General features: G+C 32.1%; 14 protein-coding genes. 7 read left to right on the top strand and 7 right to left on the bottom strand.

Annotated elements, in window-relative coordinates:
* Nucleotides 1-3 precede the first annotated feature (3 nt).
* Both serA and ACY3JJ_RS00150 read left to right on the top strand, forming a co-directional pair.
* Entirely contained in the window at nt 4-1,581 is a 1,578-nt protein-coding gene (gene serA / locus ACY3JJ_RS00155; protein WP_463091802.1) for a phosphoglycerate dehydrogenase, read from the top strand.
* Complete coding sequence (locus tag ACY3JJ_RS00150; RefSeq protein ID WP_463091801.1) at nt 1,568-2,155, top strand: cob(I)yrinic acid a,c-diamide adenosyltransferase; 588 nt, start codon at nt 1,568-1,570, stop codon at nt 2,153-2,155. Before serA ends, ACY3JJ_RS00150 begins: the two co-directional genes overlap by 14 nt.
* On the opposite strand, the gene ACY3JJ_RS00145 is transcribed toward ACY3JJ_RS00150, so the two are convergent.
* Nucleotides 2,152-2,982 carry a hypothetical protein gene (locus tag ACY3JJ_RS00145; protein ID WP_463091800.1) on the bottom strand — a complete coding sequence of 277 codons (831 nt, stop codon included), beginning with the start codon at nt 2,980-2,982 and terminating at the stop codon, nt 2,152-2,154. The genes ACY3JJ_RS00150 and ACY3JJ_RS00145 overlap by 4 nt on opposite strands.
* Nucleotides 2,983-3,024: 42 nt before the next feature.
* Here ACY3JJ_RS00145 and ACY3JJ_RS00140 point away from each other — a divergent pair, with 42 nt between their 5' ends.
* The gene (locus ACY3JJ_RS00140) at nt 3,025-3,819 is read left to right on the top strand and encodes a sugar phosphate isomerase/epimerase family protein (RefSeq protein ID WP_463091799.1); all 795 of its coding nucleotides are present in this window, start codon (nt 3,025-3,027) and stop codon (nt 3,817-3,819) included.
* 24 nt (nt 3,820-3,843) lie between these two features.
* On the opposite strand, the gene fba is transcribed toward ACY3JJ_RS00140, so the two are convergent.
* Nucleotides 3,844-4,773 (bottom strand): class II fructose-1,6-bisphosphate aldolase, encoded by a 930-nt coding sequence (fba, locus tag ACY3JJ_RS00135; protein ID WP_463091798.1) that lies wholly within the window; start codon nt 4,771-4,773, stop codon nt 3,844-3,846.
* A gap of 152 nt (nt 4,774-4,925) precedes the next feature.
* Between fba and ACY3JJ_RS00130 the strand changes: the two genes are divergently transcribed.
* Nucleotides 4,926-5,162, top strand: a complete 237-nt coding sequence (locus tag ACY3JJ_RS00130; protein ID WP_463092606.1) for a glutaredoxin family protein — start codon at nt 4,926-4,928, stop codon at nt 5,160-5,162.
* A 22-nt stretch (nt 5,163-5,184) separates the two neighbouring features.
* A complete protein-coding gene (locus ACY3JJ_RS00125; protein ID WP_463091797.1) occupies nt 5,185-5,454 on the top strand; it encodes a co-chaperone GroES in 270 nt (89 codons plus the stop codon).
* A gap of 23 nt (nt 5,455-5,477) precedes the next feature.
* On the opposite strand, the gene ACY3JJ_RS00120 is transcribed toward ACY3JJ_RS00125, so the two are convergent.
* Nucleotides 5,478-6,326, bottom strand: coding sequence for a DUF6941 family protein (locus ACY3JJ_RS00120; RefSeq protein ID WP_463091796.1), 849 nt, complete (start codon nt 6,324-6,326; stop codon nt 5,478-5,480).
* A gap of 98 nt (nt 6,327-6,424) precedes the next feature.
* On the opposite strand from ACY3JJ_RS00120, the gene ACY3JJ_RS00115 reads away from it, so the two are divergent.
* Nucleotides 6,425-8,092 (top strand): uridine kinase family protein, encoded by a 1,668-nt coding sequence (locus tag ACY3JJ_RS00115; protein WP_463091795.1) that lies wholly within the window; start codon nt 6,425-6,427, stop codon nt 8,090-8,092.
* Here ACY3JJ_RS00115 and cysK read toward each other — a convergent pair.
* The gene (gene cysK / locus ACY3JJ_RS00110; RefSeq protein ID WP_463091794.1) at nt 8,089-9,024 is read right to left on the bottom strand and encodes a cysteine synthase A; all 936 of its coding nucleotides are present in this window, start codon (nt 9,022-9,024) and stop codon (nt 8,089-8,091) included. The genes ACY3JJ_RS00115 and cysK overlap by 4 nt on opposite strands.
* Nucleotides 9,025-9,133: 109 nt before the next feature.
* Here cysK and ACY3JJ_RS00105 point away from each other — a divergent pair, with 109 nt between their 5' ends.
* A complete protein-coding gene (locus tag ACY3JJ_RS00105) occupies nt 9,134-10,357 on the top strand; it encodes a hypothetical protein (RefSeq protein WP_463091793.1) in 1,224 nt (407 codons plus the stop codon).
* On the opposite strand, the gene ACY3JJ_RS00100 is transcribed toward ACY3JJ_RS00105, so the two are convergent.
* Genes ACY3JJ_RS00100 through ACY3JJ_RS00090 form a run of 3 tightly spaced genes read right to left on the bottom strand, consistent with a single transcriptional unit; the run spans nt 10,270 to nt 13,349 of the window.
* Nucleotides 10,270-10,665, bottom strand: coding sequence for a DUF1667 domain-containing protein (locus tag ACY3JJ_RS00100; protein ID WP_463091792.1), 396 nt, complete (start codon nt 10,663-10,665; stop codon nt 10,270-10,272). The two genes, ACY3JJ_RS00105 and ACY3JJ_RS00100, sit on opposite strands and share 88 nt — an antisense overlap.
* Nucleotide 10,666: 1 nt before the next feature.
* Nucleotides 10,667-11,911 carry an NAD(P)/FAD-dependent oxidoreductase gene (locus ACY3JJ_RS00095; protein ID WP_463091791.1) on the bottom strand — a complete coding sequence of 415 codons (1,245 nt, stop codon included), beginning with the start codon at nt 11,909-11,911 and terminating at the stop codon, nt 10,667-10,669.
* The gene (locus ACY3JJ_RS00090; protein ID WP_463091790.1) at nt 11,895-13,349 is read right to left on the bottom strand and encodes an FAD-dependent oxidoreductase; all 1,455 of its coding nucleotides are present in this window, start codon (nt 13,347-13,349) and stop codon (nt 11,895-11,897) included. Before ACY3JJ_RS00090 ends, ACY3JJ_RS00095 begins: the two co-directional genes overlap by 17 nt.
* Between the last annotated feature and the right edge of the window lie 101 nt (nt 13,350-13,450).

The following is a 13,450-nucleotide window of genomic DNA, read 5'->3' as shown; positions in this document are numbered from 1 at the left end:
AGAATGGAAAGGTATAAGGTATTAGTTTCTGATCCATTAGCTGAAGCTGGCTTAAATAAATTAAGAGAATATTTTGATGTAGATTATAAGCCGGGGCTTCCTAAAGAGGAGCTTCTTAATATCATTGAAAATTATGTTGCTTTAGTGGTTAGATCTGAGACAAAAGTTACAAAAGAAGTTATAGAAAGAGCTAAAAACTTAAAAGTTATTGGTAGAGCAGGGGTTGGAGTTGATAATATTGATGTAGAGGAAGCTACAAGGAAGGGAATTCTTGTCATAAATGCGCCTGAAGGTAATACTATAGCTGCTTGTGAACATACTATTGGATTAATGTTGGCTATCTCTCGTAAAATTCCTCAGGCATTTTGGCTTTTAAAACAAGGTAAATGGGAAAGAAAAAGTTTTATGGGTAATGAACTTTATGGGAAAACATTAGGTTTGATTGGACTTGGAAGAATTGGATCTGAGGTAGCAAAGAGAGCAAAATCCTTTAGAATGAGAATTATTGCTTATGATCCTTTTATATCCTTAGAGAAGGCAAAAGAACTTGAAGTTGAGCTTACTAATGATCTTTATTATCTTCTAAGAGAAGCGGATTATGTCTCATTACATTTACCATTGACCCAAGAGACGAAAAACCTAATTGGGAAAAAAGAATTGGAAAGCATGAAACCTACTGCTTATCTTATTAATTGTGCAAGAGGTGGACTTGTAGATGAAACTGCTCTTTATGAGGTGTTGAAGGATAAAAAAATAGCTGGTGCAGCCTTAGATGTATTCAAGAGTGAACCTATAGAGCCTGATAATCCTCTTCTAACCTTAGATAATGTAGTACTTACGCCCCATTTAGGTGCTTCTACTCAGGAAGCCCAAGAAAAGGTTGCTCTTATTGTGGCTGAAGATATGATAAGATTCTTTAAAGGAGAGGTTGTTACCCATGCTGTTAACTTACCAATCCAAGTTTCTCCAGAAATTGTACCCTTTATAAGGCTTGGAGAGAAACTGGGGAAGTTGTTAGCCCAAATTGTCAATGCTAATCCTGAAGAATTAGAGATACAAATATGTGGAGAATTAGCTAATAAAATAGAGACCTCTCTTGCGTCTGCAGTAGTTAAAGGATTTTTGGAGCCTATATTAGGAGAAGAAGTAAATCTAATAAATGCTCTTCCTATGGCAAAAGATAGAAAATTAAAGATTAAGGAAGTAAGGACAGAAGAAACAGATACATACAGGACTTCATTAAGATTAAGATTGAAAACAGAAAAGGGATTTATAGAACTTTCTGGGACTGTAAGTAGAGGTCAAGAGAGACTTTTGAAGATACAAGACTATTATTTAGATCTTGCTCTTGCCCCTTATCTTTTAATCGCATTTCATATTGACAAACCAGGTATTATTGGTCAAGTAGGTACTATTTTAGGTGAAAATCAAATCAATATTGCTGCAATGCAAGTAGGAAGAAAAGAGATAGGAAAAGATGCAGTAATGGTACTTGTAATTGATAATCCTGTAAGCGAAGAAGTATTAAATAAAATAAAAAGATTAGAAAATATCATTGACGTATATTATGTCTGTATCTAATAGGATACATGGATTAATACAGGTATATACGGGTGATGGGAAAGGAAAAACAACAGCCGCTTTAGGGCAAGCTGTAAGGATTTTAGGGCACGGATTAAAAGTACTTTTTGTACAGTTTGTAAAAGGAAATAGTTTTACAGGCGAATTTCTCTTTGCTCAGAAAGTAGAAAATTTAGATTTTTGGCAGTTTGGAAGAGATTGTGTTTATTCTTCGGGCATAAGAGAGAATATTATTGAATGTTATGGTTGTGGGGAATGCTTTATAGGAAAGGAAGGACCTACAGATAAGGATTTAGAAGTGGTGAGAGGGGGATGGCAAAAGGTGTTAAATAATTTCAGCAAGTATGATCTATTGGTGTTAGATGAAATCAGTCTTGCCATATATTATGGGTTAATAAAGGAAGAGGAGGTAATAGATTTTCTAAATAAAAAACCCGAATATCTTGAAGTAATATTAACTGGAAGGTATATGCCTGAAGGTATAAAAGAAAAAGCTGATTTAGTTACAGAAATGAAAGAGATAAAACATCCATATCAAAAAGGAATTAAAGCGAGATGGGGTATTGATTATTAAAATCTTAATGTTCCTGTGAGCTTGTATTTTAATTTTGAATTTGATGAGTCTTCCTTATCAAGAAAAGTGCTAAAATTAAGAGTTAATAGATTTAGATTTAAGCCTACCCCTAAGGTATAATTTTGGATATTTGTAATATTTCCTGTGCTTCCCAATCTTATTACCAGTATATTTCCCAGATTTTGTTCAAGGCCAAATCTTAAAAGATTCAAATCTTTTGTATTTGAAAATTTCTCTACATCTACCACATCTAAATAAAGGTTAGTTGTATCATTAAAAAGGGAAAGGTTTAGGCCTAAGCTATATTTTAAAAGTGTTGTTACTTTATATTCATTATCAGATAATTTTTCTATGATAATTCCCTCTCCTACAACTCCTGTTCTTATGTTACCAACTTTTAGAAGTATACCTAAATTACCCTTTATCAAATTTTGTCCTTCCACATAATTGGCTGATGTTCCAAAATAAAGGTAATTGGTGAGAGGAAAGGATATAGCTCCCCTTATATTTTTAAAAGTATATTGCTGGGTATTGGGATCAAAGGTTAAGTCAACACTTAAGGCGTAAAAAGTAGTAGATGGATAAAAGTATGATATTTTTACAGTTTGATTATTTGTAGAATCTATAGAAAAGGAAAGATAGGAGAATTTTTTTAGAGATAAAGTAGCGGGGCTAAAAAAGTATGTCTCTCCGTCACTATTAAGGGTTACAAAAGTAAATCCTAAACCTGCTGATTTAGCATCAAAAAGTGTAAGATCCTCTTGTGCAAAAGAGGAACCGAAGATAGAAAGATATAAAACTATAAATAGTAAAAGTATTTTCTTCATAATGTTATATCTCCTAATAAATTATAGTATAATATTTCAAATATGAAAATAGGATTTTCTTTCTTATCTTTAAAAACTTATTCAGTAAGAAAAGCTATTGACATTACTCAAAATTTAGGGGGTAATACTTTAGAGCTTTTTGGAGATCTTGTCTTATTTTTTAATGGAAGACTGTTAGAGAAACCAGAAAAAGTGAAGGAGTACGCAGAAAATAGGGATTTCTTTCTTACTATGCATCTTCCTTATATAGATATTAATTTAGGATCCGTTAATGACTTTATATGGAAGAGTAGTATAGACGGTGTCTTGAAGGTATTGGATTATGCATATAAGATAGGTGTTAAAAGGACAGTATTACATCCTGGGCTGGTCCCTCTAAGAATTTTTCTTCTAAAATATCTCGCAAAGAAAAGACTGAAAAAATCTTTAGAAATAATAATGGATAAAGCAGATAAATATGGTATAGAGATTACCCTTGAAAATACCTACTTTGATGATAATGATTTGTTTGAAAATGTAGAGGAGTTTAAAAAATTTATTGACACATTTAGAGGGAAATTAAGAGTTTGCTTTGATTTTGGGCATGCAAATATTTCTCCTCATGGTCTTTATAAATCTTTTGAAGTATTAAGACCACTTATTAACCATATTCATATACATGATAATAATGGAACAAAAGATGAGCATCTTTCCTTAGGAAAAGGGAAAATTCAATTTGAGGAATATTTAGGTTTTATCAGAAATTTTAAAGGATCTATTATTTTAGAAATTAACTCTTTAAAGGAAAAACGTGAGGATTTAAAAAGAAGTATACAATATTTGAAGGGAGAGAGATAATCTCTCTCCCCTTTTTATTTTATATTATATCTGTCCGCTTGAGCCAAGAACGTTTCTTAATTTATGTTTGACTAATTTTTTGACTTCATCTCTTGCTGGACCAAGATATTTTCTTGGATCAAATTCCTCTGGATGTAATGCAAAAATTTCTCTAATAGTAGCAGTAACAGCAAGTCTTAAATCAGTATCTATATTTACTTTACAGATTCCCATTTTTGTAGCTTCCCTTATCATTTCTTCTGGTACACCTTTTGCTCCTCCAAGTTTGGCTCCATATTTATTTGCCTTTTCTACATATTCAGGAAGTACTGAGGATGCTCCGTGTAAGACTAATGGAAATCCTGGAAGTCTTTTAGCAATTTCTCTTAATCTATCAAAGTCTAATTTAGGTTCACCTTTAAACTTATAAGCACCATGGCTTGTACCGATAGCAATAGCGAGAGAATCTACTCCAGTTCTCTCAACAAATTCAACTGCTTTATCTGGATCAGTATAGGATGCTTCTCTCTCAGACACTACTACATGTTCTTCAACACCAACTAATCTTCCAAGTTCTCCTTCTACTGCTACTCCTCTTGGGTGTGCATAATCAACAACTTCTTTTGTAATTCTCACATTCTCCTCAAAGGGAAGATGAGATCCATCAATCATTACAGATGTGAAACCAGCATCTATAACTTCTTTACAGAGTTCCACACTATCACCATGGTCTAAATGCACTGCTATTGGGATATCAGGAGCATCTTGTACTGCTGCTTCGATTAACTTCATTAGGTATACAAGTTTTGCATAGTTTCTTGCACCTTTTGATATTTGTAGGATTAAAGGTGATCTTTCTTCTTTTGCTGCTTCAATTACTCCTTGTAAAATTTCCATATTATTTACATTAAAGGCTCCTATTGCATATTTACCATAGCATTTTTGGAATAATTCTTTCGGGTTTACTAAAGGCATTTTTATACCTCCTTAAAATTTTAGGAATTTTACTTAGTATAGCATGACCTTTTATGAGAAAACTTTAAAAAAATTTTAAATTGACTTAATAGATATATGTTTCTATAATATACCCCATAAAGTATATATCTGGAGGTGAAGTAATAATGAATATGCCAAGAGTAATAGTATACTCAACTTCCTCTTGTCCTTGGTGTAATGCAACTAAAAGATACTTACAGGAGAGGGGTATAAGGTTTTATGATGTAGATGTTTCTAAAGATAAAAAAGCAGCAGAAGAAATGGTAAGAAAATCAGGGCAAATGGGGGTTCCTGTTATAGATATAAATGGACATATTATTGTAGGATTTGATAGAGCTAAAATAGATAGGTTATTAGGTCTTAAGTGAAAAATATAAGGAGGTGAAAGACGTGAAAAGAGTAATCCCATTAGAGGATAGGGTACTTGTAAAGGTTACAAAGGAAGAAGAAAAAACGCCTACAGGTATAATTCTTCCTGATGTAGCAAAAGAGAAGCCTCAAATTGCTGAGGTGATTGAAATTGGAGATGATGAGACTATAAAGGTAAAAAAAGGAGATAAAATTATATTTGCAAAATACTCTGGAACAGAGATCAAGGTTGATGGTGAAGATTATCTTATTTTGAGTAAGGCAGATATTCTTGCAAAAATAGAGGAATAAGGGGCATTTCTGCCCCTTATTCCTTATTCTTTGATCACTTTTAGTACAAAGGAATTAACTTCTTCATCGTCAAGGAAAACTTTAACTAAGTAATCTCCTTCTTTTTCAAATGAGAAATTAGATATTTCATCAAACAAAGTAATAACAGAGCCAGCATTTATTTCAAAGCTTTGAGGCTCTGTTTTATATAGCAATTCATTATCAGGAGAGAAGATCTCAATATGTTGGGTAAACTCACCCTCTCCAGACATCCAACCATTTGCAATAATAAATGAATCTGTGAATGGTAGTTCATCAGTGGCGTAATATTCGTAAATTCCTTTTAAGGATGTAAGACCATAATCATTTTCGTAAATCTCAAGAGCAGGAAGAGTAAAGGCTAAAATAGGTTTTTGTGTTAAATTTTCTGGAATATCTATATCTTCATCATTTTCTAAAACGAATAATGGTATTTCCTTGAGAAGTTTCCCGTCTGCTTTTACTTGTATCCAATAAACTCCTGGTTCATCAAAGGCTATATCTTCAAAGTTTCCCCAAAAATAAAATACTTCATTTTCTCTTGTCAATTCAAAACTATCATCGATAGTGCCTAATATTTTCTCTTTACTTGGGTTTAATAGATTTATTTCTATGTCGTATTTTCCATTCCCCATCCACCGAGAATATAGGGAAAAAGTATCTGTTTGAGGGAGACTGTCAAAATTAATTATACTAAATATTCCGTCAATTAAAGTAAGACCATATTCGTCTTCTTCTATACTTGAAGCTATTGCTACACCTATTAGTTTTATACTTTTGGGATTTTCTTGTGCATAGGATAGGCTAAAAATAAAAAAAATAGAAACTAAGAGAAAAGTGATAAACTTCTTCATGAGATTTTCAACTCCTTCCTTTAAATCTTCTTGGAAATATTATAAACTAAATTAAAAATTTTTTAAATAAGAACTTAAATATCTGGGAGGTTCTTATCATGATAAATGTGGAATTTAGAGGGGCAATAAGAGCAGAGATAGAAAATCCTCAAAGAGTTATAGAAATTTTGAATAACAATAAAGAGATAGCTTCTAAGCTTTTAAACGAAGGGGAGATTCCTATTGGAGTGAGGGTAAATGGAGAAATAGAAGATCTTAATTTTATGGTTGCTGAGGATATTAGAATAGATATTATCGGTAGTAGATCTAATCTGGGTAGGAGAATATTAGAAAGAAGTTTTATATTTCTTTTAAACTTAGCAGTGTCCAAGGTTTTTCCTGATCAAAAGGTTTTGGTAGAGCATTCATACCATAAGAGTCTTTATGGTAGATTTAAGAATTATACACCTAAGTGGGAGGATATAGAAAAAATAAAAGAAAAAATGAGGGAGCTTTCAGAGAAAGATATAGATATCCAAAAAAAGTATGTGGGAAAGGAAGAAGCCCTTTTATTGTTTAAAGAGAAAAATGAGGAAGATAAAATTAGACTTATAAAATACATACCTTTTTCAAAGGTTCCCATATATCATGTAGACGACCATTATGAATATTCTTTTTTACCTTTAGTACCTTCTACTTCTTATTTAAAAACCTTTGATTTAAAGCTTTATCAACCTGGTTTTATATTGATTCTTCCAGATGATAAGGATATGGAAAAGCTCAGTGAATTTAAGGAGATAGTTAAGTTATTCCAAGCTTTTTATGAATATAAAAATTGGCTTGAGATATTGGGACTTGTAGATGTCTCTTCTTTAAATGATTCAATTGAAAGAGGAGAGGTTTCGGAAGTAATAAAAGTGGCAGAGGCTTTACATGAAAAAAAGATTGCTCAGATAGCTGATGAAATCTGTTCAAAACTTCCAGATTTAAGACTGGTGTTGATAGCAGGACCTTCTTCCGCAGGTAAGACTACTTTTAGCAAGAGATTGCAAATTCAGTTAAAGGTGAACGGTATAAGACCTATCGTCATAGAGATGGATGACTATTTCTTACCACCCCAGTATATATCAAGGGATGAATATGGAAATTATGATTTTGATAATCCTAAGGCTGTAGATATAGAACTTCTTAATGAGCATTTAAATATAATAATGAATGGAGGAGAAGTGGAACTTCCAAAGTATAATTTCCAGAAGAAGAGAAGGGAAAAATCAGGAAAAATAGTAAAATTAGATGAGAGAAGTATTATAGTGATGGAAGGAATTCATGCTTTAAACCCAGAAATGACAAATCTTATCCCTGGCCATATGAAGTATCATATTTTTGTAAGTGCTTTGACCCATCTTAATATAGATAATCAAAATAGGGTACCTACAACTGATTCTCGCTTGATAAGAAGAATTGTAAGGGATAGTATTTTTAGGGGATATGGTGTGATTGATTCTATAAGACAATGGCCTTCTGTAAGAAAGGCAGAAGATTTATATATTTTTCCAACCCAGGAAAGGGCTGATGTGATGTTTAATTCTGCATTGGTTTATGAGTTTCCAATTCTCAAAACTTTTGCTGAGCCAATGCTTAAAGCTATTCCTCCATATTATCCAGAATATCCTGAGGCAAAAAGGCTTCTTGATATTCTCTCTCATTTTCTGCCCTTGTCTCCTACAGAGGTTCCTATGACTTCTATTTTGAGAGAGTTTATAGGAGGGAGTTCTTTTACATACTAAAATCTATATTCTTCAAAGAGATCTGTAGAAATATATCTTTCTCCAGTATCAGGTAGTATTACTACTATATTTTTGTCCTTATTCTCTTCTCTTTTTGCAACTATTAGTGCGGCATAAGTGGCAGCTCCTGATGAAATACCACATAATATTCCTTCTTCTCTAATTAATTTTTTTGCTGTTTCTATAGCATCTTCGTCTGAGACTTGTATTATTTCATCTATGATATTTAAATTAAGCACCTTTGGTATGAAACCAGCACCTATACCTTGAATTTTATGAGGAGAAGGATTGCCTCCAGATAGTACTGGAGATTTTGATGGCTCCACTGCAATGATTTTTATACTATTTTTTCTACTTTTAAGTGTTTCTCCTATGCCTGTTATAGTTCCCCCTGTACCTACTCCACCAACTATTATATCTACCATTCCGTCAGTATCTCTCCAAATCTCTTCTGCAGTGGTTTTTCTGTGAATCTCTGGATTTGCAGGATTTTCAAATTGCATAGGTATAAAATATTTTTCAGGATTTTCTCTTACTATTTCCTCTACTTTTTCTATGGCACCTTTCATACCCTTCTCTTTTGGAGTAAGAATAAGTTCTGCACCAAAAGCTCTTAATAAAGCTCTTCTTTCAAGACTCATACTCTCTGGCATTACAAGTATTAATTTGTAACCCTTTATAGCACAGACCATGGCAAGACCTATTCCCGTATTTCCTGAGGTGGGTTCAATAATTGTCTTTTCTTTGGATATTAAGCCTTCCTTTTCTGCCTTTTCAATCATGGATAAAGCTATTCTATCTTTTATGCTTCCCCCTGGATTAAAAGATTCTAATTTTGCAAATACATTTGCAAAGCATCCTTGTGTGATTTTATTTAATTTAACTAAGGGGGTGTTTCCTATGAGTTCTAATATATTATTTGCTATTTTCATTTTTCCCTCCATATTAGCTTTTATCTATCTTAGAGTAATTATATCATACTTATTTAGTATTTTTTCAGCCTTTGGTATAATTATCTAAAAAAGTTTAGGAGGTTTACTTTTGAGGAATAAGAGAAATTATATTTTAGCTTTTTGGGATCCAGTCTTTTTTATAAATGGGATGATCTTTTTAAATGTTAATACTGTGATTCCTTATTTTATAGTTGCTCTTTCTGGTACTACTTTTCATATAAGCTTGGCAAATTTTTTGGCTGTTCTTGGTAGTTTCTTACCTTCAATTTTTATTGCAAGATATGTTCAGAGGTTAAGAATAAAAAACAAAGTTTTTGCTAAAATTCTTTTTATTCAAAGATTTAGCTTCTTAATTTTTATCTTTTTATTTCCTTTTATTCTTAAATATATTGGAAAAACAGCTACTATTTATTTATTCCTACTTTTTTACGGAGTATTTAACTTATTTGTGGGAACTTATGGACCCTTTTATTTTAGCATTTTGGATAAAATACTGCCCTTTGAAGAGAGGGGACGTGTAGTAGGTAGAGGTAGTGCATTAGGAAATTTGATTGCTATTTTTATGACCTTCCTCTTAAATTTTTATATAAGCAAAATCCCTTTTCCTTATAATTTCTTTTTTATATTTCTTACTGGAACCTTTATTCTCCTTTTAGATGCACTGTTTTTTTATTTTATGGAGGAAAAAGAGGGAGACTTTTATGAAGATAGTTTGTCCTTTTCCCAATTTATGAAGAGGGCTTTTTCTATTTTAAAAATTAACCCTATCTTTAGGAAAGTTGTAGTATCTCTTATATTTTTAGGACTTTCTCTTACCACTTTACCCTATTTTATTGTTTATGCTAATAAAAGTTTTGGATCTTTAAATAATATAGTTACTGCTTTTAATTTTGGGTATATTTTTTCCAGTGTTTTGGGAAGTTTTATTTTGGGTGAGTTAACAAAAAATTTAGGATATAAAAAAGTATTATCCTTAGGTATGGTTCTTGGTTTAGTTGGATTTATTGTAGTTTTTATATTTAGGAATTTAATTGGTACAATTCTTGGTAGTATTCTTGTTAATTTAACTTTTGTCTCTAACATTCTTACCTCTGGGTTTATAATAACAGGAGTATCTCCTAAGGAAGAGCTCCCTGTATATTTGGCGGTAAATAATACTATAGTGATGGCTTTTTCTTCTTTAATGCATCTTTTTAATGGGGCTGTAATAAAATATTTGGGTTTTTATGTGCTCTTTTTTGTTTCCTTTATTTTTCTAGTATTTTCCTTTGTTTCCATAGGGCGAGTGGTTATTACATCTACCGATAACTGAAATATATTTTCTAATACTTTATAGCCCATAGGAACTGGTGCAGTAATCTCTTTTTCCGATAATTTTTCAAGTAGAGGGAAAATGTATTCTTTAGGAATAGGAAATGTGGTTTTTACTGGTACAACTTTATATTTGCCATTTTTTATTTTTACTGTAGTAGTTAAAGTTCTTTTAGGATTTTTAAACTCCTCTATAGCGTAATTTTTTCCCTTTTCACATTTATTTCCTTTAACCATAATATCTTCTCCTATTTCTAACTCTAAACTGCAACCTAAGGGGCATACTATACAAGTTATTTCTTTTTTCATGTTATCCCTCCATGTAGAATTTAGGACTTTCCATATCTCTTAAAAATTCAGGTTTTACTTTTATAACTATCATTTCTGCTGGTTTTACTACTGGAAATCTCCATTCTTTTATCCTTTTATCTTTATCTTTTAGTGTTAAAATGGCTGATTTTTGAGGCTCTTTTACCCTGAAATAAAAAGTGATATCTTCTAAAATAGGAAAACTTAAATATTGAGGTACTACAAGTCTTAAGTTTCCATCAATCTCAATATGTACTCTTTTTTCCATATTTGTTTCATTATTTATGTATTTTGCTGCAGATTTTCCTGCTAAAATTCCTTGTAAAGTTACATAGTCTACTAAGTCGTTTACAAGCAAAGAGTTTCCACATGAGAAAATACCTTCTTTTAAAGTAGAGAGATATTGATCTACATAAGGTCCTTGAGTTCTTGGATCTAAGGGTATATTAATGTTTTCTAATAAATCATTTTCTGGAATTAAACCTGCAGAAAGGAGAAGGGTATCACAATCTATAAATTTTTTATCCTCTATTATAGGATTTCCATTATAATCTACGGGAGCTATATATACACCTTCCACTCTATCTTTTCCTAAAATTCCAATTACTGTGTGTTTTAGATAAAGAGGTATATTATAATCTTCTAAGCACTGTACTAAATTCCTTGTGAGTCCTCCAGGATAAGGGAGTTTTTCTACTACACCTATAACTTCTGCTCCTTCCCATTTTAACCTTCTTGCCATAATAAGTCCAATATCTCCAGATCCTAAAATAAGTATTTTTTCTCCTGGAAGGTATCCTTCTATATTTACTAATCTTTGAGCAGTACCAGCTGTATATATACCTGCTGGTCTTCCGCCAGGAATTTGCAAATTTCCTCTCGTTCTTTCCCTACATCCTGTGGAAAAAATTATGGCTTTTGTTTTAATTTCCCAGATGCCATCTCTATTTATAGCTGTAATTTTTTTATCCTCCGTTATATCTACCACCATTGTTTCAAGCCATACTTCTATATTAGGATATTTTTCCATTTCTTTTATGAAACGGTATGCATACTCAGGACCTGTGAGTTCTTCTTTGAAATATATGAGGCCAAATCCGGGATGAATGCATTGATTTAAAACTCCTCCCAATTCTTCATTCCTTTCTAAGATTAATATGCTTTTTCCCCTTTCTGCTGAAGAAATACTGGCTGAAAGTCCTGCTGGTCCTCCCCCTATTATTGCTATATCAACTTCTTTTTGCATATTTCCACCTCACTTTATTTTCTCCATTAAGTAAGAAAGATTTACCACCCCTTAAGGTAATCATGTTCATGGGTATCTCTAATTCATCGGAAAGGATTTTCATAATGTGATAACTACAGAAGGCACCTTGGCATCTTCCCATACCTGCCCTTGTTCTTTTTTTAATAGCTTCTAAGGTACAAGCGGGAAGAGGTGAATTAATTGCATTTCTTACTTCCATCTCACTAACATGTTCACACCTACAAATTATATGTCCCCATCTTGGATCTTCCTTTATAAGATTTTCCTTTTCTTCCTCAGTTAATTCTTTAAAGGATACTATTTTTTCAAAATTTTTTATATTTCTCTTTCTTTTTATATTTTCTTTTTCCATGAACCATTCTACCGCCATTTTGGCAAGAGATGGAGCAGAGGTAAGCCCTGGTGAATCTATGCCTGCAAAATGTAAAATATTTTTAAATTCTGGAATCTCTTGTACAAAGAAATCTTTGTATGTACTTGATGCTCTTATTCCTGAAAAAATATTTATTACAAGGGTAAAGGGCACATTAGGGGTTAATTTTTTTACTTTCTCCTTTATTTCAGAAAGTCCTTCCATGGAAGTGCTTTTATCTTCTCTGTCCTCTATATTTTCTGCAGTAGGGCCTAATAAGATATTACCGTCTACTGTTGGAGTTACAAGGACTCCTTTCCCTTTTTGAGTGGGAACATGGAAGATGGTGCTTTTTACAAAGTTTTGAGCCTTTTTATCAAGAACAAGATATTCTCCCTTTCTTGGGGTAATTGCAAAAGGATAATCAGGATCTAATAAATGGATTATTTTATCAGCGTTTATACCTGCACAGTTTATTATGTATTTACAATAATACTTTGATTTATTTGTTGTTACTTTATATACCATGTCCTTTTTCTCTATTCCTATTACTTCTTCTCCAAGTTTTACTTGTACCCCATTTTCAATAGCATTTTCTAAGGCGTGAATGGTAAGAAGAAAAGGATTAGTTATACCAGAAGTAGGAAAAAATAAGGCATATTTTACTTCTCTATTTATGTTAGGTTCTCTTTTTAAAATTTCTTCTCTTTTTAAAAATTGTATCTCTGATACTCCATTAATTTTTCCTCTTTCTTTTAGCTCAAGAAGAATTTTTAGTTCCTCATCATTAAAGGCGAGCACATAGGCTCCTATTCTTTTAAAGGGTACTTTTAATTCATTACATAGATCTTTGTATAATCTGTTTCCCTCCACATTAGTTTTAGCTTTTAAAGTACCAGGTAGAGGATCATATCCAGCATGAACAATAGCACTATTTGCCTTTGTTGATCCCATAGGTATATCCTCCTCTTTTTCTAAGAGAAGGACAGAAATCTCATAAAAGGATAGTTCTCTTGCAATTAAGCTACCTATGACTCCTCCCCCAATTATAATTACATCTTCCATTTTTCCCTCCTTTTATAAAAACAAAAACCGCCCACACTTTCATAAAGTGGGGCGGTTCTCCTTATCTCCTCGCCCTTTTGGTATTTAATTTTTTATTAATT

Source organism: Dictyoglomus sp. DH (assembly GCF_055181375.1).
The sequence above is the reverse complement of the archived record's forward strand: the minus strand, read 5'-3'. Positions and strand labels throughout refer to the sequence as shown.

Bases quoted from the DNA above. Each gene is read 5' to 3' on its own strand.
- ACY3JJ_RS00115 (WP_463091795.1), top strand. From the start codon at position 6,425: ATGATAAATGTGGAATTTAGAGGGGCAATAAGAGCAGAGATAGAAAAT.
- ACY3JJ_RS00130 (WP_463092606.1), top strand. From the start codon at position 4,926: ATGCCAAGAGTAATAGTATACTCAACTTCCTCTTGTCCTTGGTGTAAT.
- ACY3JJ_RS00095 (WP_463091791.1), bottom strand. From the start codon at position 11,911: ATGCAAAAAGAAGTTGATATAGCAATAATAGGGGGAGGACCAGCAGGA.
- ACY3JJ_RS00120 (WP_463091796.1), bottom strand. From the start codon at position 6,326: ATGAAGAAGTTTATCACTTTTCTCTTAGTTTCTATTTTTTTTATTTTT.
- fba (WP_463091798.1), bottom strand. From the start codon at position 4,773: ATGCCTTTAGTAAACCCGAAAGAATTATTCCAAAAATGCTATGGTAAA.
- ACY3JJ_RS00090 (WP_463091790.1), bottom strand. From the start codon at position 13,349: ATGGAAGATGTAATTATAATTGGGGGAGGAGTCATAGGTAGCTTAATT.
- serA (WP_463091802.1), top strand. From the start codon at position 4: ATGGAAAGGTATAAGGTATTAGTTTCTGATCCATTAGCTGAAGCTGGC.
- ACY3JJ_RS00140 (WP_463091799.1), top strand. From the start codon at position 3,025: ATGAAAATAGGATTTTCTTTCTTATCTTTAAAAACTTATTCAGTAAGA.
- ACY3JJ_RS00145 (WP_463091800.1), bottom strand. From the start codon at position 2,982: ATGAAGAAAATACTTTTACTATTTATAGTTTTATATCTTTCTATCTTC.
- ACY3JJ_RS00100 (WP_463091792.1), bottom strand. From the start codon at position 10,665: ATGAAAAAAGAAATAACTTGTATAGTATGCCCCTTAGGTTGCAGTTTA.
- ACY3JJ_RS00150 (WP_463091801.1), top strand. From the start codon at position 1,568: ATGTCTGTATCTAATAGGATACATGGATTAATACAGGTATATACGGGT.
- cysK (WP_463091794.1), bottom strand. From the start codon at position 9,024: ATGAAAATAGCAAATAATATATTAGAACTCATAGGAAACACCCCCTTA.